This window comes from Micromonospora sp. CNZ286, from assembly GCF_014207755.1.
The window spans coordinates 652,633-670,956 of sequence record NZ_JACHIZ010000001.1 but is presented as its reverse complement, the minus strand read 5'-3'; the positions used below and the strand labels follow the sequence as shown (position 1 = coordinate 670,956).

12 protein-coding genes are annotated in these 18,324 nt (G+C 74.1%); 1 reads left to right on the top strand and 11 read right to left on the bottom strand.

Annotation, left to right across the window (positions count from 1 at the left end):
* Nucleotides 1–35 precede the first annotated feature (35 nt).
* From FHX31_RS03235 to prmC, 3 genes are read right to left on the bottom strand one after another with little or no spacing between them, the layout of a single operon-like run.
* Nucleotides 36–647, bottom strand: a complete 612-nt coding sequence (locus tag FHX31_RS03235; RefSeq protein ID WP_184975012.1) for an arsenate reductase/protein-tyrosine-phosphatase family protein — start codon at nucleotides 645–647, stop codon at nucleotides 36–38.
* Nucleotides 648–1,292 carry an L-threonylcarbamoyladenylate synthase gene (locus tag FHX31_RS03230; RefSeq protein ID WP_013288268.1) on the bottom strand — a complete coding sequence of 215 codons (645 nt, stop codon included), beginning with the start codon at nucleotides 1,290–1,292 and terminating at the stop codon, nucleotides 648–650.
* The gene (gene prmC / locus FHX31_RS03225; RefSeq protein WP_013288269.1) at nucleotides 1,292–2,182 is read right to left on the bottom strand and encodes a peptide chain release factor N(5)-glutamine methyltransferase; all 891 of its coding nucleotides are present in this window, start codon (nucleotides 2,180–2,182) and stop codon (nucleotides 1,292–1,294) included. Before prmC ends, FHX31_RS03230 begins: the two co-directional genes overlap by 1 nt.
* A gap of 130 nt (nucleotides 2,183–2,312) precedes the next feature.
* Between prmC and FHX31_RS03220 the strand changes: the two genes are divergently transcribed.
* The gene (locus FHX31_RS03220) at nucleotides 2,313–3,866 is read left to right on the top strand and encodes a GGDEF domain-containing protein (RefSeq protein ID WP_013288270.1); all 1,554 of its coding nucleotides are present in this window, start codon (nucleotides 2,313–2,315) and stop codon (nucleotides 3,864–3,866) included.
* A 68-nt stretch (nucleotides 3,867–3,934) separates the two neighbouring features.
* Here FHX31_RS03220 and prfA read toward each other — a convergent pair whose 3' ends face one another.
* From prfA to FHX31_RS03180, 8 genes are all read right to left on the bottom strand, one after another.
* Nucleotides 3,935–5,023 (bottom strand): peptide chain release factor 1, encoded by a 1,089-nt coding sequence (gene prfA / locus FHX31_RS03215; RefSeq protein ID WP_013288271.1) that lies wholly within the window; start codon nucleotides 5,021–5,023, stop codon nucleotides 3,935–3,937.
* 91 nt (nucleotides 5,024–5,114) lie between these two features.
* Nucleotides 5,115–5,339 carry a 50S ribosomal protein L31 gene (gene rpmE / locus FHX31_RS03210; protein ID WP_013288272.1) on the bottom strand — a complete coding sequence of 75 codons (225 nt, stop codon included), beginning with the start codon at nucleotides 5,337–5,339 and terminating at the stop codon, nucleotides 5,115–5,117.
* A gap of 335 nt (nucleotides 5,340–5,674) precedes the next feature.
* Nucleotides 5,675–9,100 (bottom strand): phosphodiester glycosidase family protein, encoded by a 3,426-nt coding sequence (locus tag FHX31_RS03205; RefSeq protein ID WP_184975009.1) that lies wholly within the window; start codon nucleotides 9,098–9,100, stop codon nucleotides 5,675–5,677.
* Between the two features lie 141 nt (nucleotides 9,101–9,241).
* Nucleotides 9,242–11,317 carry a transcription termination factor Rho gene (gene rho / locus FHX31_RS03200; RefSeq protein ID WP_145822571.1) on the bottom strand — a complete coding sequence of 692 codons (2,076 nt, stop codon included), beginning with the start codon at nucleotides 11,315–11,317 and terminating at the stop codon, nucleotides 9,242–9,244.
* A 337-nt stretch (nucleotides 11,318–11,654) separates the two neighbouring features.
* Nucleotides 11,655–12,557, bottom strand: coding sequence for a homoserine kinase (thrB, locus tag FHX31_RS03195; RefSeq protein WP_047893775.1), 903 nt, complete (start codon nucleotides 12,555–12,557; stop codon nucleotides 11,655–11,657).
* A gap of 64 nt (nucleotides 12,558–12,621) precedes the next feature.
* Entirely contained in the window at nucleotides 12,622–13,866 is a 1,245-nt protein-coding gene (locus FHX31_RS03190; RefSeq protein WP_013288276.1) for an MFS transporter, read from the bottom strand.
* 9 nt (nucleotides 13,867–13,875) lie between these two features.
* Nucleotides 13,876–14,697, bottom strand: a complete 822-nt coding sequence (locus tag FHX31_RS03185) for a polysaccharide deacetylase family protein (RefSeq protein ID WP_013475351.1) — start codon at nucleotides 14,695–14,697, stop codon at nucleotides 13,876–13,878.
* A 116-nt stretch (nucleotides 14,698–14,813) separates the two neighbouring features.
* Entirely contained in the window at nucleotides 14,814–18,059 is a 3,246-nt protein-coding gene (locus FHX31_RS03180; protein ID WP_184975006.1) for an efflux RND transporter permease subunit, read from the bottom strand.
* Nucleotides 18,060–18,324: the final 265 nt, after the last annotated feature.

Here is an 18,324-nt window from a genome sequence, read left to right as displayed (position 1 = left end):
TGCGCAGGAAGTTCGCGAGGAAGGATGAACCGCGATCAGGGGAGCAGCACGGCAGCCAGCGGCTGCACCGTCTCCTCGATCTCGTCGGCGACCCGGCTGAAGCACTGGTCGCCCCGCCCCCACGGGTCGTCCAGGTCGTCGGTGGGCAGCGCGGAGGCGTTCTGCCGGGCCGCGTCGACTGCCGCGACGAGGGCGACGCCGCGCGCGTACACGGCGTCCGGCGTCGGCTCGGCCGGCGGCAGGGCGGACCGGTCCAGCGCGCCGAGCAGGCGGCCGAACTCCCCGAGCACGAACGTGCGCGCGGCGGCGTCCGGCCGCAGCGCCCCTACGTACTCCTGCTGGTCGGCGGTGGCGGTGAGCACCAGGTCGGCGGCGTCGATCAGGTCGGAGCGCAGCCGCCGGGCGGCGAACCCGTCGGTGTCACCGCCGCGCGAGATCACCTGCCGGGCGGCGGGCGGGTTCATCTCCTCCCCCGCGTGCCAGCCGCCGGTGCCGGCGCTGTGGCTGTGCACGAGCGCGTCCGACCCGGCCGGATCGACGTCGAGGCGGGCCAGCCGCTCCCGGACCGCGAGCAGCAGCAGCCGCTCGGCCATCGGCGACCGGCAGATGTTGCCCATGCAGACGTGAAGGACGGTGAAGGGCGGCACTCAGACCCCCCGCTCGTCGAGGATGTCCGGCACGACCTCGCGCAGCTTCGCCAGCGTCACCGCGCCCTCGCGCAGCACCCGCGGCACGTCGCCGGTCAGGTCGACGATGGTGCTCGGCACCGGGTCCACCGCCGGCCCGGCCTCCAGGTACGCCCGGACGCCGTAGCCGAGCTGGTCACGAGCCTCCTCGGCGGTGAGCGCGGCGGGCTGGCCGATCTTGTTGGCCGACGCGACGGCCATCGGCCCGGTCTCCCGCAGCACCTCCAGCGCGACCGGGTGCAGCGGCATCCGCACCGCCACCGTGCCGCTGGAGTCGCCCAGGTCCCAGGCCAGGCTCGGCGAGTGCTCCACCACGATGGTCAGCGCGCCGGGCCAGAACGCCTCGACCAGGTCGCGGGCCGCGCCGGGCAGCGAGAAGACCAGGCCGTCGAGCGTGTGCCGGGAACCGATGAGCACCGGGGGCGCCTGCCGGGCGCCACCCTTCGTGTCCGCCAGGGCCTTCACCGCGTACGGGGTGAAGGCGTCCGCCCCGATGCCGTAGACCGTGTCGGTCGGCAGGACGACGAGTTCCCCGTTCTTGACCGCCTCGATGGCAGCGGCGATGCCGCGGTCCCGGTCGGCGGGCGACCGACAGTCGTAGAGCATCACGAGGAGTCAGTCTGCCACGCCCGGGCGGGGTCGGCGTGGGTGCCGTCCGCCCGCCGGGACGCGCTCGCCCAGCGGGGCCGCCCGGCCAGGTCCCGGTGCTCCTCCACCCGGTCGTAGCGGCCGTCGCCGCGCAGCAGCGCGGGCACCGCCGCCGCGTGCGTGTCGTCGTGCTCGATGCCGATCGCCCCGCCCGGGCGCAGCAACGCGGCGGCCCGGCCGACCACCGGACGGATCACGTCCAGCCCGTCCGCGCCGCCGAACACCGCCTCGTCCGGGTCGTGCCCGGCCACCTCCGGCGGCACCGCCACCGACCTCGGCACGTACGGCGGGTTGCACAGCAGCACGTCGACCCGTCCGGCCAGGTCGGCCAGCAGGTCCGGATCGGTCACGTCGGCGGCCACCACCTCGACCGGCCGGTCCCCGGCGGCGGCGCGCCCGGCCGCGTTGCGCCGCAGCCAGGCCAGCGCGGCCGGGGACCGCTCCACCGCCACCACCCGGGCCGCGGGCACCTCCTGCGCGACAGCGAGGGCGATCGCGCCGGAACCGCTGCACAGGTCGACCACGAGCGGCGCGGCGTGCTCCCGGGCACGCTCGATCCCCCACTCGGCCAGCAGCTCGGTCTCCGGCCGGGGCACGAAGACGCCCGGCCCGACGGCCAGCTCCAGGTGCCGGAAACCGGCCGAGCCGAGCAGGTGTTGCAACGGCTCGCGGGTCACCCGCCGGCCGACGAGCGCGTCCAACCGGTCGCGCTGTGCCGGGGTGAAGCCGTCGGCGAGCGCCAGCCGGCCACGCGGCACGTCCAGGACGTACGCGGCGAGCTGCTCGGCCTCGGCGCGGGGTGCCTCGACGCCCGCCGCGGCGAGCGCGCGCGCCACCCGGATGATCACCAGCGAGGGGCGTTCGCGTTCTGTCCCTTCGGACGGGTGTTGCGGGAGTGCGGTCACGCAATAATCATGAGGCGTCGCGGCCCACCTCACGAGCGGGTGCGTCCGGGCGCACACCGCAGGGAGGTCGCGAGTGGGCTGGCTCGACCAGGTCGAGGACCAGGTTGACGCTCTCCGACGCGCTCGGTCACTCCAGGAGGCCAGCCGGTCCGCGGAGGCGTGTGCCCTGCTCGACCGCGTCATCCGCACCACCGACGACCCGTACGCCCGCGCCGACGCGCTCGTGCAACGCCTGTCCGCGCTGATCAATCTCGGCCGGACCGCCGAGTTCACCCGGGCCGTCGAGGACGCCTCCGCCGCCGTACGCGACCTGACCGAGCCCTACCTGCACGGGCACCTCAACGCGCTGGCCGCGCTCGCCGCACACCACCAGGGCGCGCTGGACCGATGCGTGATGCACCTGGTCCGGGCCGCCCGCGCGCTCAGCGCCGACGACACGCCCGACCGGGACACCGCCTGGGGCTGGCACGACCTGGCGATGGCGTACTCGTACCTGAGCTTCCACGGCCACGCGCTCGGCGCGATCGAGCGGGCCCGGGAGGTCGGGCTCAGCGTCGGCATCCCCGAGGAGACGTTCGCCGCCCCCGGGATCCGGCTGCGCAACGCGGTCGCGCTCGACCACAACGGCGACAGTGACGGCTGCCTGCGGGTGCTGCGCGACGTCGCCGGTGACCTCGCCCGGTTCCTGCGCGGCGGGGGTGCCGGCAACCTGCGCCCGAGCAGCCTGGCCGCGTACGGCTACGCCGCCGCCCGGCGGGCCGCGCTCGGCGACCGGGTGGAGTCCGCCGGGGACGCCGACCCGAACCGGCTGCTCGGCCACGGCGGTGACAGTGCCCGCGCCCGCGACCTGCGCCAGCTCGGTCAGGTCTGCCTTGCGGTGGCCGCCGGCCGCCCGATCGAGGCGGTCACCCGCCTGGACTCGCTGCGGGTATCCGACGAGACGCTCGGCGCGGCCGAGGCACCCCGGCTGCGCAGCGTGGCGCTGGCCCGGGCCGGTGACCATGCGGGCGCGCACCGGGCCGACCGGCACGCGTTCCGGCTGGCGGCGCGGCGCAGCGACCGGCTGCGGGACGTCTACATCGACGGCATCGCCGCCCGGATCGACCACGAGGAGATGCGCCGCGAGGCGGCCCGGTACGAGGGCGAGGCGCTCACCGACCCGCTCACCGGCCTGCCCAACCGGCGCCGGCTGGAGCGCTACCTGGGCGCCGTGGTGTCCCGGGGCGAGCGGGTGGTGATCGGCGTCTGCGACCTCGACGGGTTCAAGGCGGTGAACACCCGGCACGGCCACCACTCCGGGGACCTGGTGCTGCAACGGGTCGCCGGGGTGATCAACCGGGTGATGCGGCGGGGCGACTTCGTGGCGCGCTACGGCGGCGACGAGTTCGTCGTGGTGCTGCCCGACACCGGCATGCCGGAGGCGGTCGAGGTGGCCCGCCGGATCGAGGCGGCCGTCCGCACCGAGGACTGGGAGTCCCTGGTCCCGGGCACGCCGGTCGGGGTGACGATCGGCTTCGCCGAGGTCGACGGCAGCACCACCGTGAGCGTCCGGGAGGCGCTGGGCGCCGCGTTCGAGCTGGCCGACCGGGAGATGCTGCGCGCCAAGGCGCGGTTGCGGGCGAGCTGAGCGGTAAGGAGGGGGCCCTTGTTAACGCCTCCGGTAGAGGAGGGGCCCCCGCTTAACACCCCCGGCGGTCAGCGGCGGGACAGCTCGGTCTCGCCGGCCAGCCGGGCCGCGCGGTCCGCCTCGGCCAGCGCGTCGAGCACCCCGTCCAGCTCGCCGGCCAGCGCCAGGTCCAGGTTGTACGCGGTGTAGCCGATGCGGTGGTCGGTGATCCGGTTCTGCGGGAAGTTGTAGGTGCGGATCCGCTCGGACCGGTCCACGGTCCGGACCTGCGCCTTGCGGGCGTCCGACGCCGCCGCGTCCGCCTGCTCCTGGGCGGCGGCCAGCAGCCGGGCGCGCAGGATGCGCATGGCCTGCTCCCGGTTCTGCAACTGCGACTTCTCGTTCTGGCAGGAGACCACGATGCCGGTCGGCACGTGGGTGATCCGTACCGCCGAGTCGGTGGTGTTCACCGACTGCCCACCGGGGCCGGACGAGCGGAACACGTCGATGCGCAGCTCGTTCGGGTCGATGGTGACGTCCACGTCCTCCGCCTCGGGCAGCACCAGCACGCCGGCGGCGCTGGTGTGGATCCGCCCCTGCGACTCGGTGACCGGGACGCGCTGCACCCGGTGCACACCGCCCTCCCACTTGAGCCGGGACCAGACGCCGTTGCCGCCCTCCGGGACGCCCTTGCTCTTGATCGCCAGGGAGACGTCCTTGACGCCGCCGAGGTCGGAGTCCTGCGCGTCGATCACCTCGGTGACCCAGCCGTGCCGCTCGGCGTACCGGGTGTACATCCGCAGCAGGTCACCGGCGAACAGCGCGGACTCCTCGCCACCCTCGCCGGCCTTGATCTCGACGATCACGTCCTTGGCGTCGTGCGGGTCGCGCGGGATGAGCAGTTCCGCGAGCCGTTCCTCAAGGGCCGGCAGGGAGGCGGCGATGGTGTCCGCCTCGACGGCGAACGTCGCGTCCTCGGCGGCCAGTTCCCGGGCGGCGGCCAGGTCGGCGCGGGCCTGCTCCAGCTCACCGGCCGCCTTGTGCAGCGGGACCAGTTCGGCGTACCGACGGCCGACCCGCCGGGCGGTGCCCTGGTCGGCGTGGATGGCCGGGTCGGCCAGCCGCCGCTCCAGCTCGGCGTACTCGTCGAGGAGGGCGGCCAGGCGCTCACTGCTCATGCTGCGGATGCTCCTTGGGGGAGATGAAACCGGCGCAAACGGACGAACGCCCGTGCCCGGCAGGAGCCGGACACGGGCGTCGTCGACGGAGCTACTTGGCCTTCTTGGCCTGAACCTTGGCGTACTTCTGCTGGAACTTCGCGACCCGGCCGGCGGTGTCCAGCACGCGCTGCTTACCGGTGTAGAACGGGTGGCAGGCGCTGCAGGTCTCGACGCTGATGGCGCCGCCCTTGGCGGTGCTGCGGGTCGTGAACGTGTTGCCGCAGGAGCAGCGGACCTCGGTGGTCACGTACTCCGGGTGGATGTTGGGCTTCATGTCGCCTCGGTCCTTTCGTCGGTGGTCGCCGGGTCGCCGTCGGTGCGCCCCGTCGTCACGACGGGCTCGGGCGTGAACCGGAACCGGTGGCCGATTGACCAGTCTGCCACGGGCATCTTCCACCCGGCACAGGAGGTCCGCCACCCCCAACGCCGGCCCACCCGTCAGCATTCCCACCCCCACCCCACCCACTCCCCCACCGACCCGGGGCCGGGCCGGTCCCCGGGCCGGCCCCGGGCCCGGCGATCATGAAGTTAGCGGCATTTCCTGTCGCTTTTGTCCGGGCCAACTTCATGATCACCGGGGCGAGAGCCAGGGCAGGACCCCCGGGGGGGTTACGGGGTGGTGGTCATCTGGGCCTCGGCCTTCACTCCGTTCACCGTCACAGTCAGCTGGACCTGGGCGCCGGGGCGCAGGGCGGTCAGTTTTCCGGTCAGCGGGTCGAATCGGGCGGCGTGCCAGGAACGTACGCCCGCCGCGCCGCCGATGTGCAGGTTCGGCGACCCGGACCAGTCGGCGCTGACCGGCGCGGCGACCGGCACCTGCCGGCCGCTCGGCTGGGTGAGCGTGGCCGTGACGTCGGCCGGCGTACGCCGGGACACCTGCGCGGGTGCGGTCAGCGCGAGCCGGTCGACGTGCGCGTGCATCTCCGCGCTCACCCACCGCGGTCCCTCGGCCAGCGGGTCACGGCGGGCCCGCTCGGCCTCCCCCGGCGTCAACGGGTCCACCCCGAACTCGGTCCACCCGGTGAACCCGCCGAGCGCCGCCGGGGTGGACGGGTCCTTACCCGAGTTGCCGTTGATCACGTACGGCACGCCGTCCACCCGGTCGGCGTGGAACGTGCCGACGTGGCCGTTGACCATCAGCGCACCCTTGCCGGTGCGGTGCTGGAAGTCGGCCAGCCACTGCTCGACCAGTGCCGCCTCCTTGCGGTCGCCGAGCTGGCTGGCCTTGGCCGGGCTCGGGTCGCGCGGCGGGTGGTGGAAGAACACCGCTACCGAACCGACCGAGCGGTCGGCGGCGGCCTGGTCGAGCGTCCGGCGCAGCAGCTCCACCTGGTCGAACCCTCCGCCGCGCAGCGACCCGGTCGCGGTGCTCAGCGTCAGGAATCTGGTGCCCCGGCGGTCGAAGACGCGCGAGGTGTCCCCGAAGACGCTGCGGAAGTTGTCGATCGGCGCACCCATGATCTCGTGGTTGCCGGGCACGTAGTGGTACGGCACCTCGCCGCCCAGTTCCTCGTCCAGGATGCGCTTGGCCAGGGCGAAGTCCGCCGGGTAGGCGGTGTCCACGAAGTCGCCGTTGATGATCAGGAAGTCCGGCCGGGCGGCGCGGACCTCGCGCAGCGTACGCCGGGCCTGGGCGACCAGGTCGCTGTCCGGGTTCGCGGCGACGAACTGGGCGTCGGAGAGCACCGCGAAGCGCCAGGGCGCGCCGTCCACAGTGCCGTCACGCACCACCACCCGGTCGGTGCGGTTCGGCTCCGGCGGCGCCTGCACGTCCGGCGGCACCCGCGCCACCAGGTCGTCGATCACGACCTCGCTGCGGTACTGCTCGGCCGGGTCGGTCTCGGCCACGTAGAACCGGCGCACCCGCACCGGGTACTGCACGCCCGGCGGTACGGCGAACTCGACGTACTTCCAGCCGGTCCAGTCCAGGTACGGGCCGCGCAGCACGAACTGGGTGTCCTGCGCGTCGTGCAGGTGCAGGCTGGGCCACTCGCCGGTGCCGTTCGCCTTGATCCACATGCCGAACGCCTGCGGCTGGCCGGGTACGTCGATCCAGGCGGGCGGGTCGGCGTACGCGGCCCGCGTTCCGGTGGACTGGCTGAAGTCGTACGACATCCGCAGCCCGCTCCCGGTGTGCCCGTCGGCCGGTGCGACCGACCCGGAGGCGCGGGCCTGGCTGAACTTCCAGGACGCCGCGTCGTCGAACCCGGCCACCGGCACGTCGGTCAGCCCGACGGTCACCGGCAGGACCGTGGTGCGGTTGCCGACCCGGGCGGTGACCAGCGCCGAGCCGGTCGCGGCGAGCGCCGTGACGGACAGGTTGCCGTCGGCGGTGGGGGTGACGGAGAGCAGGTCGCTGTCGTACTCCAGCCTCAGGTCGGCCGGCTCGATCGGCGCGGTGTTGCCCTCGGCGTCGTAGCCGACGACGCCGAACAGGCCGCTGTCGCCGGCCCGGTCCAGGCCGACCCGGTCGACGGTGTCGTCGATGCGCGCGAGCGGGCCGAGCACCGTCAGCTCGATCGTGCCCCGGGCGCGACCGCGGGCGGCGGTGACGGTGCTGCGGCCGGGGACGGCGGCCCGGAACACGCCGTCGCCGTCGACCCGGCCGTGGGTGGCGTGCCAGCGCGGCTCGCCGGCGGCCGGGCCGTACGTCTCGTCGTATCCGGCGGCGGTGAGCCGGCGGGTGAGGCCGGGGAAGACCCGGTCCGGCCGGCCGCCGCGCACCGGCGCGACACCGGGTGCGGCGGTCGGGTCGCTGGCGGTCTCCAGCCAGTAGCCGGTGAGCCGGCCGCTGCCCTTCGGCGCGTAGACGGCGAGCCCGTTGGGCACCGGCCGCTCACTGCCGTCGGACGGACTGTTCTCCACCTGGACCGTGGCCGCGCCCGGCTCCCGGGCGAGCAGCGTGGAGGAGCCGCCGCCGTCGAGGTTGAGCGCGTTCGCGGCGCCCAGCTCGGCCATCATGCGGCCCATCTCGGTCTGGGTGACGCCCCGGCTGTCCACCTGCCGGCCGTCCACGGTCAGCATGATCATCTTGCGGCCGTCGGCGGAGAACCCGACAGCGGTCCGCGGGGCCAGCGACGCGTCGGCGATGCTCTGCACCACGCCGTCGCGGACCAGCACGTTGCCGCCGCCCACGGCGGCGCGCAGGTCACCCCCGTCGGAGGCCCGCGGCCGCCAGGTCAGGTCCACCGCGTCGCCGGGACGCAGCGCGGCGAGCGCGTCGGCGCCGGCCTCGCGGCCGAGCAGCACGGTGCTGCCGGCCGGGATCGGCCCCTCGCCCGCCGTGGTGGCGACGCTCGCCACCCGGCCGCCGGTCAGCGTCACCTCGACCGTCCGGGCCGCGCCCTCCACGGCCCGCTTGCGGGTGTACGAGCCCCAGAGCGGCGTGAACACTCCGACGCCGTCGCGCTGCACCATGTTGTTGAACTGGGTGAGCGGCACCGGCCCGGCGGGCAGCGTCGCGGTGCCCTCGAAGCCGACCTGGACGACCCGGCCGATGCCCTGGGCGCTGATCCCGACGGCGTTGGGGTGCCCGGCGACTGGCGACTGCACCAGTTCGCCGGAGCGGACGCCGACGCCCTGGGCGGCTCCGGAGTTGTTGATGTCGAAGAAGTCGCCGTTCACCGCCGCGACGGCACGGGACCGGTCCACCGCGGCGCGCAGCGGCTCGTCCTTGGTGACCTCGCCGGAGTTCACGTAGTCGACTGTCAGCCCGCCGGCCAGGTCGGCGGTGAGGGCGTCGGCGCGCAGCCAGCCGGCCGCGTCGTACCTGTCGAAGGAGGTCAGGTCGAGGCCGGGCGCGACCGGCCGGGTGGTCGTGGCGGTCTCCAGGCCGCCGGCCGGTTCCACACCGGCGAGCGCGACGGCGGAGTCGGGGCGGGACGAGGCGCGTGGCGCGTCCTCGGCGGCGGTGCCCGGCGGCGCGACGGCCGACGGCGCGGCAGTGGCGGCGGACGGTGCCGGCGCGGTGAGGGTCAGCAACGGCGTCAGCAGCAGGACGCCGGCGAGGCGGGCGGGTCGACTGCGGGTTCGCATGGACGACAGTCAACCCGACGGTGAACAGAAGTTTCAATACCTAGCGGCTTAACCGTAGAAAAACTTCACGGCCTGCGGCCCGGTACGCGACGAGGGGCACGGCCGATGCGGCCGTGCCCCTCGTTCGTCGGATCCGTCAGCTCACTCGCCCGGAGTGGACTTCGCGATCTGCATCAGGAACTCGATGTTGGTGCGGGACTGCTTGAGCCGGTCCAGCAGGAGGTCGAGCGCCGCCTGCGAGTCCAGCGAGTGCAGCACCTTGCGGAGCTTGTGGATGATCGCCAGCTCCTCCGGCGCGAGCAGGACCTCCTCCTTGCGGGTGCCGGAGGGGTTGATGTCGATCGCCGGGAAGACCCGCTTGTCGGCGATCTTCCGGTCCAGCTTCAGCTCGGCGTTACCCGTGCCCTTGAACTCCTCGAAGATGACCGTGTCCGCCATGGACCCGGTCTCCACCAGCGCGGTGGCGAGAATGGTCAGCGAGCCGCCGTTCTCGATGTTGCGCGCCGCGCCGAGGAAGCGCTTGGGCGGGTAGAGCGCGGTGGAGTCGATACCACCCGACATGATCCGGCCGCTGGCCGGCGCCGCCAGGTTGTACGACCGCCCGAGCCGGGTCACCGAGTCGAGCAGCACGACCACGTCGTGGCCCAGCTCGACCAGGCGCTTCGCCCGCTCGATCGCCAGCTCCGCCACCGTGGTGTGGTCCTGCGGCGGACGGTCGAACGTGGCCGCGATGACCTCGCCCTTCACCGACCGCTGCATGTCGGTGACCTCTTCCGGCCGCTCGTCCACCAGCACCACCATCAGGTGGCACTCCGGGTTGTTGCGGGTGATCGCGTTCGCGATCGCCTGCAGCACCATCGTCTTACCGGCCTTCGGCGGCGACACGATGAGCGCCCGCTGGCCCTTGCCGATCGGCATGACCAGGTCGATCACCCGGGTGGTGAGGATGTGCGGCTCGGTCTCCAGCCGCAGGCGCTCCTGCGGGTAGAGCGGCGTGAGCTTGTAGAACTCCGGCCGGCGCTTCGCCTCGTCCGGCTCCATCCCGTTGATGGTGTCCAGCCGGACCAGCGGGTTGTACTTGTCGCGCCGCTGCTCGCCGTCCCGTGCGGCCCGCACGGCGCCGGTGATCGCGTCACCGCGGCGCAGGCCGTACTTCTTGATCTGGGACATCGAGACGTACACGTCGTTCGGGCCGGCCAGGTAGCCGGTGGTCCGGACGAAGGCGTAGTTGTCGAGCACGTCGATGATGCCGGCGACCGGGACGAGCACGTCGTCCTCGCCGACCTGCGGCTCGCGACCGCCACCGCTCTCGCCCTCGCCCCGCTCGCCGCGGCCGCGGCGACGGTCCCGGAACCGGCTGCGCCGGCCCCGCCGGCCGCCGCCCTCGCCGTCGTCGTCGCCGTCGTTGTCCCGCTCGGCGCGCTGACCACGGTCGTTGCGGTCACCCCGGTCGTTGCGGTCGCCGCCCCGGTCACCGCGCTCGTTCCGGTCGTTGCGCTCGGCGCGCTCGCCCCGCTCGTTGCGGTCGCCACGCTCGGCCCGGTCGCCACGCTCGGCACGGTCACCACGGTCGTTGCGCTCACCGCGCTCGGCCCGATCACCGCCGCGCTCGCCACGGTCGGCCCGCTCGCCGCCACGCTCGGCCCGGTCACCGCCGCGCTCGCCGCGCTCGCGGCCCCGGCCCTCGTTGCGCTCACCGCGCTCGGCCCGGTCACCGCCACGCTCGGCGCGCTCACCGGTTTCGGCGGGCGCCTCCTCGGCGCGCGTCGTCTCGGCCGGACGCGCCTCGGTCGCCGGCGCCTCGGCCGGTCGCGCCTCGGTGGTCGCGGCGGCGGCCCGGCTGCGGCGACCACGGGTACGACCCTCGGTCACCTCGGCGGCCGGCGCCTGCTCGGCGGGGCGCGCCTCGGCCCGCTCCTCACGGACCTCCGCGTGCACCTCCTCACGGGCGGGAGCGGACGCAGCCGCCACCTCGGCTCGCGGTCGAGGGGTTCCGGCCGCGCCGCCCTGCTGCCGCTCGGTGATGGCACTGATCAGCTCGCCCTTGCGCATGCGAGCGGTACCAGAGATGCCGAGCGACGCGGCCAGGCTCTGCAGCTCCGGCAGCAGCATCGCCGACAGACCGGTGCCGCTCCGCCGGCGGCGCGTGGGGGCGGCGGTGGTGGCATCGCCAGCGACGTTGGAAACATCCGACGTCACGTCGGTGGTGTCGCTCAATGGATTCCTTCCCTCGATAGGCCGGGGCTGCCCGGAGTCGTGGAACCAGGTGGCCGGGCGGCCTCGGTGCACCCGCCTCGCATGGACGCGTCGCGGGAGTCTGTGACACAGCAGCCGGTGGTTTCCCAACTCACCACCATCGGTGAGCAGGTCTCGCCGTCTGCGGCGACCTGTGGAAACTGCGGTGCGGCGTGGGCCTTGAGCAGGGGTGACGGGCTACCGCCGAGAGCTTCGGGGGTGCGCCGAACCGCAGGAAGATCGCATGCTTCGCGGCTGTGCTAGGTCTAGAGCGTAATCGCCTCGTCCGACCTGCGGCAACAGGGCCCCGCTCGGCGTGTCAAAGTCTACCCCGGATGACCCGGGCACCGCTGACATCTATCGGCAACTCCCACCGGCGCCAATCTGTTCCCGCCTGGAATCCCGCCGGGACCTCGGAGAGCGCCAGCACCGTCGGCCCCGCCCCACTGACCACAGCCGCCACACCCGCCGCACGCAGCTCACCGACGAGCGCCGCCGTGGCGGGCATCCCCGGTGCCCGCTGCTCCTGGTGCAGCCGGTCGACGGTGGCCGGCAGCAGCAGCGCGGGATCAGCGGTCAGCGCGTGCACCAGCAGGGCCGCCCGGCCCGCGTTCGACGCCGCGTCGGCGTGCGGCACGGTGGCGGGCAGCGCCGCCCGGGCCACCGAGGTCAGGCCGCGCTCGGCGGGCACGAACACGGTCGGGCGCACGGCCGGCGCCACCGGCAGCGAGACCGCCCGCGCACCGCCCGGTTCGGTCCAGGCGATGGTGAAGCCGCCGAGCAGACAGGGAGCGACGTTGTCCGGGTGCCCCTCCAGCTCGGCCGCCAGTCGCAGCGCGGCGTCGTCGTCCATCCGCCGGTCGCCGCCTGCAACCAGCGCGCGGGCCGCCAGCACCCCGGCCACGATCGCCGCCGACGACGAGCCGAGCCCTCGGGCCTGCGGGATGCGGTTGAGGCACTCCAGCGCCAGGCCGGCCGGCTGCGCGCCGAGCGCGTCGAAGGTGGCCCGCATGGCGGTGACGATCAGGTGCCGCTCGTCCGACGGCAGCTCGCCGGCGCCCTCCCCGGTGACCGACACCCGTACGCCGCCGTCTGTCACCTCGGCCGTGACGTCGTCGTGGCGGCCGAGGGCCAGCCCGAGCGCGTCGAAGCCGGGGCCCAGGTTGGCGCTGGTCGCGGGCACCCGGACCCGCACCGGGCCGGGGGTGAATGTGGTCGGCACCGGCTCATGCTAGGACGTCACCCCGACAGCCCGGCCGGACCGCCCGGAGCGTGGGACCGGCGTGTCAGGCGGCGCGCTCGGGGGCCGGCGCGTCGACCGGGTCGGTGAGCGAGAGCCGCCGGGTGGCGAACCGCCAGCCGATCGCGTACACGACGGTGACCAGGCCGCAGCCCGCCAGCACGGTGCGCTCGTCCACCCGGTCCACCACGAGCGCCACCACGAGCTGGCTCACCGCGATGGCGAGCGTCGCCAGCATCATGTCGGTGGCGAAGACCCGGCCGCGCAGCCGGTCCGGCACCTCGCCCTGCAACGCGTAGTTGGACAGCACCCAGTTGCTGCCGCCGCCCAGGTGGGCCAGGAACACCAGGACCAGCACCAGCGGGAACCAGGTCACCACCGAGGCGCCCAGGTAGGCCAGGCCGTACAACGACATGGACAGTGCCAGGCCGGTGAGCAGCCAGGCCCTGTTACTCAGCACCCGGCGCATCATGATCGGGCCGACCAGGGCTCCGGCGCCGCGGGCGGCGAAGAGCAGCCCGGCGCCGACCGCGCCCACCCCGTACACCCCGGCGAGCAGCGGGAAGACGGTGAGCACGCCGTTGCCCAGGCCGACCGCCGACTTGACCGTGACCAGCGCCAGCACGCGCGGGCGGTGGGCGATGTAGCGCAGCGCCTCGCGGATCGCCGCCCAGGTGCGCGGCACCGTCGCCGCCGGGTCGCGCGGCGCCTGCAACGGCCGGCGGATCAGCGCGGCCAGGCCCGCGGCGGCGACCAGGCCGACTGCCGCCACCCAGAAGCTGGCGTACGGGCCCGCGACGGCGCTCAGGATGCCGCCGAGCGAGGCCCCGACCACAGTCATCGTGCCCCACGCCGAGCCGGCGACCGCGTTGCCCGCGGCCAGGTCCTCCGGGTCGACCACGTTCGGCAGCGCGGCCTGGGCAGCGGGCGAGTAGAACGCCTTCGCCACCGCCACCAGCGCGATCGCCGCCAGCGCCAGCCAGGCCGTGCCGGCGCTGCGCACGCCGAGCAGCAGCAGCACACCGGCCAGCGCGCCCACGTTCGCCACCATCATCACCTTGCGGCGGTCGAACCGGTCGGCGATCGTTCCGGCGTACGGGAGCAGCAACGCGGTCGTGCCGGTGTCCACCGCCAGCACCAGCGCGCCCCAGACACCGCTGCCGGTCAGGTCGGGCAGCAGCACCAGCAACGGCACCATGACGAACCAGTCCGCACCGAAGACCACCAGCTCGGCGAGGAACAGATGGCGGAAGTCGCGGTTGCGGACGAGGACCGAGAGGGTGGGTGACACGCGGGCACCCTACCGGGCCGCCCCGGGCGCGGCAGCGCGGCGCAGCAGGTCGGAGACCGTGACGAAGGTGTATCCCCGGGCCCGCAGACCGCCGATCATGTCGGGCAGGCCGCGGAGCGCGACGAGCCGGCCGTCGTTGCCGACGTCGTGGCCGAGCACTATCGTGCCGGGGCGCACGTCGGCGACGATGCGCCGGGCGTGCCCGGCCGGGTCGTGCGGGAACTCGCTCTCGACCATCTGGAGCGTCCAGAGCACCAGGCGGTAGCCCAGCCGGGCCGACGCGTACAGCACCGAACCGCCGAGGTGCCCCCAGGGCGGGCGGAGCAGCCGGGGCGCCGAGCCGGTGGCCGCCGTGATCGCGTCGTGGCTGCGGCGCAGGTCGTCGTAGACCGTCGCGGCGTCCATCCGGGCCAGGTCGCGGTGCGCCCAGCTGTGGTTGCCGACCTCGTGGGCGTCCATCCGGCCGCGGACCAGCGCGGCGTGCTCGCGGGCCCGCTCACCGACCAGGAAGAAGGTGGCCGGCACCCGGTGCTCGGCGAGCGTGTCGAGCACCATCGGGGTCCACTGTGGGCGGGGACCGTCGTCGAAGGTGAGCGCCACCAGGGGCTCTTCGGTGCGTACCCCCCAGACGACCTGCACCCCGCCGGTGCCGACGTCCTGATGGCGGTTGCCGAGCGTGGCGCTCGCCGGGCCGCCCGCGATCGGGAGCCTCCGATCGGCCACCCAGGTGCTCTCGGCGGTCGCGACGGCGCCGACCACGGCCCCGCCGAGCAGCAGCGCGGAGCGGCGCAGCACGGTACGCCGATCCCACCGGCCCGCTCCCCCCGCCATCGCACCCCCGAACCGAAAGTAGGCAGCAGCTCACTGAGCGTACCGCTCGGCGCGGTTCGGGTGTGTCCCGCACGCCGAGGTGCCGGGAGGGGCCCTCGCGGGCCCCTCCCGGTCCGTCACTCGGTCGGCGGGAGCGGCGACTGGCGGCTCTTGGGCAGGCGGAGCACCTCGAACTGGTCGGTGCCGTCGACCAGCGCGCCCGACGGGCGGGCCGGCGGCGGCGCCACCACGCCCCGTTCCTCGGCGCGCTCCCCGCCGCCGACCGCCACCGGCACCGGGTCCGGCTCCGGCTGCGGCTCGACCGGCTCGGGAGCGCCGCCCCGCCGCCGGTTCCGGAACGAGCCCTTGGTGTGCTCGACCATCGTGTAGAGCGTCGGCACCAGCACCAGCGTCAGCAGCGTCGAGCTGAGCAGGCCGCCGATCACCACGATCGCCAGCGGCTTGGAGATGAAGCCGCCCTCGCCGGTCAGGCCGAGCGCCATCGGCAGCAACGCGAAGATGGTGGCGACGGCGGTCATCAGGATGGGCCGCAGGCGGCGCCGGCCGCCCTCCACCACAGCCTCGGTCACGTCCATGCCCTGGGCCCGGTACTGGTTGATCAGGTCGAGCAGCACGATCGCGTTCGTCACCACGATGCCGACGAGCATGAGCACGCCGATCAGCGCCGGCACACCCAGCGGCGTACCGGTGACCAGCAGCAGCCCGATCGCGCCGGTCGCGGCGAACGGCACCGAGATCAGCAGGATCAGCGCCTGGGTCAGGCTGCGGAACGTCGCCACCATGATCAGGAAGACGATCGCGATGGCGGCCAGCACCGCGAGGCCGAGGTCCGCGAACGCGTCGGCCTGGTCGGCGCTGACGCCGCCGATCACGTACGTGGCGCCCGGCACGTCCAGCACGTCCAGCCGCTTCTGCAGCTCCTGCGTGGTGGCGCCGAGGTTCGAGCCGGTCGCCGTACCGGTGACCGAGACGCTGCGCTCCCCGTCGATCCGGGTCACCTGCTGCGGGCCGTCGACCTGCTCGACGTTCGCGATCGCGTCCAGCGGCACCGCGCCGACCCGCAGCGCCCGCAGCTCGTCGACGGTCAGCGGCGGCCGGGCACCGCTGCTCAGCACCACGCTCTGCGCCGTACCGTCGAGCGTCACCTGCCCGAGCGGCGCTCCCCGGTACGTCTGCGCGACGAGCTGCCCGACGGCCGCCTCGGTGAGACCCGCACGGGCCGCGGCCACCCGGTCCACAGTCACCTCGACGCGCGGCACCTGGGTGGCCAGGCTGCTGGTGACGTCCTCCACGCCCGGCGTGCCGGCCATCGCGCCCCGTACCGCCTCGGCCGCCCGGGTCAGCGTCTCCTGGTCGGCGGCCTGCACGACCACCTCGACCTGGTTGGCGGAGGCGTTCTGCCCGCCGCCGAACGTCAACTCGCCGACCTCCGGGCCGAGCGCGTCGAACTCCTTGCGCAGGCCCTGCCGTACCGCCGCGGCGTCGGTGTCGTCGGAGAGCGACAGCGACCAGGTGGCCTGGTCACTGCCGCCGCCGGCGAACGGGTTGTCCCCACCGCCGGCGCTGACCTGGTAGGTCTCCACCCCCGGGGTACGCCGCAGCACCTCCTCGACCCGGGCGGCGGCCCGGTCGGTGCCGGCGAGCGAGGTGCCGGCCGGCATCTCCTGCCGGATGGCGAGCGTGTCCTGGCCGGAGTCGTCCAGGAAGTTCGTCTCCAGCTTCTGCGCCAGGCCGAACGTGCCCAGGAGCACCAGCAGGCCCAGACCCACAGTGGCCCAGCGGGTCTTCCGCGAGCGGGTGGCGAAGTCGATCACCGGCAGGTACGCCCGCTGCAACGGGTTGCGCAGCTCCTTCTCCTCGGCGGCGCGCCGGGCGGCGGCGTCGTCCGCACCGCCCCGCGGCCGCAGGAACCAGTACGCCAGCACCGGGATGACGGTCAGCGACACCAGCAGCGAGGCGAGCAGCGCCACCGTCACGGTGATCGCGAACGGGGCGAACAGCTGCCCGACGAAGCCGCCCACCAGGGCGATCGGCGCGAACACGGCGACAGTGGTGAGCGTGGACGCGGTCACCGCGCCGGCCACCTCGCGGACCGCGGTGAGGATCGCGTCCCGCTTCGGTTCGCCGTACTCCAGATGGCGTTTGATGTTCTCCAGCACCACGATGGAGTCGTCCACCACCCGCCCGACCGCGATGGTCAACGCGCCGAGGGTGAGCAGGTTCAGCGAGTAGTCGCCGGACCAGAGCACGATCAGCGCGACCAGCACCGACAGCGGGATGGACACCGCGGTGACCACCGTGGAACGCACCGACAGCAGGAACACCAGGATCACCACGACCGCCATGACCAGGCCGAGCAGGCCCTCGGTGGTCAGGCTCTCGATCGACCGCTCGACGAACGGCGCCTGGTCGAAGACCACAGTCAGCTCGGCGCCCGCGGCGTCACCCAGCTCGTCCAGCCGGTCCCGGATGTCGTGCGAGATGTCGACCGCGTTGCCGTCCGGCGCGGCGGTCACCGCGATGCCGAGGCTGGGCTTGCCGTTGGTCCGGGTCAGCGAGGTGGCGGGGGCGAGCTGCTGCTCCACGGCGGCCACGTCGCCGAGGCGTACCGGGGCGGCGGGAGCCGTGGTCAGCACGATGCCGCGCAGGTCGTCGATGGTCCGGATCGGCGTGCCCACCTGCACCGGCAGCGACCTGTCGCCGTCGGCGAGCGCACCGGCCGGCACGGCCACGCCGTTGCTCTTGAGCGCCGACGCGATGGCGGTCGGCGCCACCTTGGCGGCGGCCAGCTTCGCCGGGTCCGGCGTGATCGTCACGACCTGGTTGCGGGCGCCGGTGACGTCCACCGAGCGGACGCCGTCCAGCGCCTCCAGCTCCGGTACGACGGCGCTGCGCAGCTTCTCCGCCAGCGCCCGCTCGTCGCCGTCACCGGTCGCGGCGACCACCACTGCGGGCAGGTCGTCGGTGCTACCGGCGATCACCTGCGGGTCGACGCCCTCGGGGAGCTGGGAGTCGATCCGGTTGAGCGCGGTCTCCATCTTGTTGACCACGTCGTCCAGGTCGGTGCCGAACTCGTACTGCACCTGGACCGTGGCCGCGCCCTCGCGCGAGGTCGAGGTGACCTTGTCGAGGCCCGGGATGCCCTGGAGGCTGTTCTCGATCGGCTCGGCGACCTGGGATTCCACGATCTCCGGCGCGGCGCCCGGGTACGTCGCCACGATGAACGCGGCGGGGAACTCCAGCGACGGCAGGAGCTGCTGCTTCAGCGACGGCACGGCGAACAGGCCGAAGGCCGTGGTCACCAACGCGACGAGGGCGATCAGCCCCCGGTTGGCGAGGCTGAATCTGGCGAGCAGCGACATCGGCGTTACTCACTCCTGAAGAGGTGTCCGGCGGGGGTGTCTGAGTCTGCCGCACGCCCCGACACTCCCGGCATCCGCCCCAGCCGATGACACTTCCGCGCTCGGGGGTCGCCCGTGCCCGCCTTGATCGACACCAGCTCGCCGAAGTGGCTGCATCCCACCCACTCCGACCCCGCCACCTCCCCGAGCTGGTGTCGATCAAGCACGAAGCCGGGAGCGCGGACGCGCGAGGCGGGCGGGGATGCCCTCCGTCGGGCCGACCCGG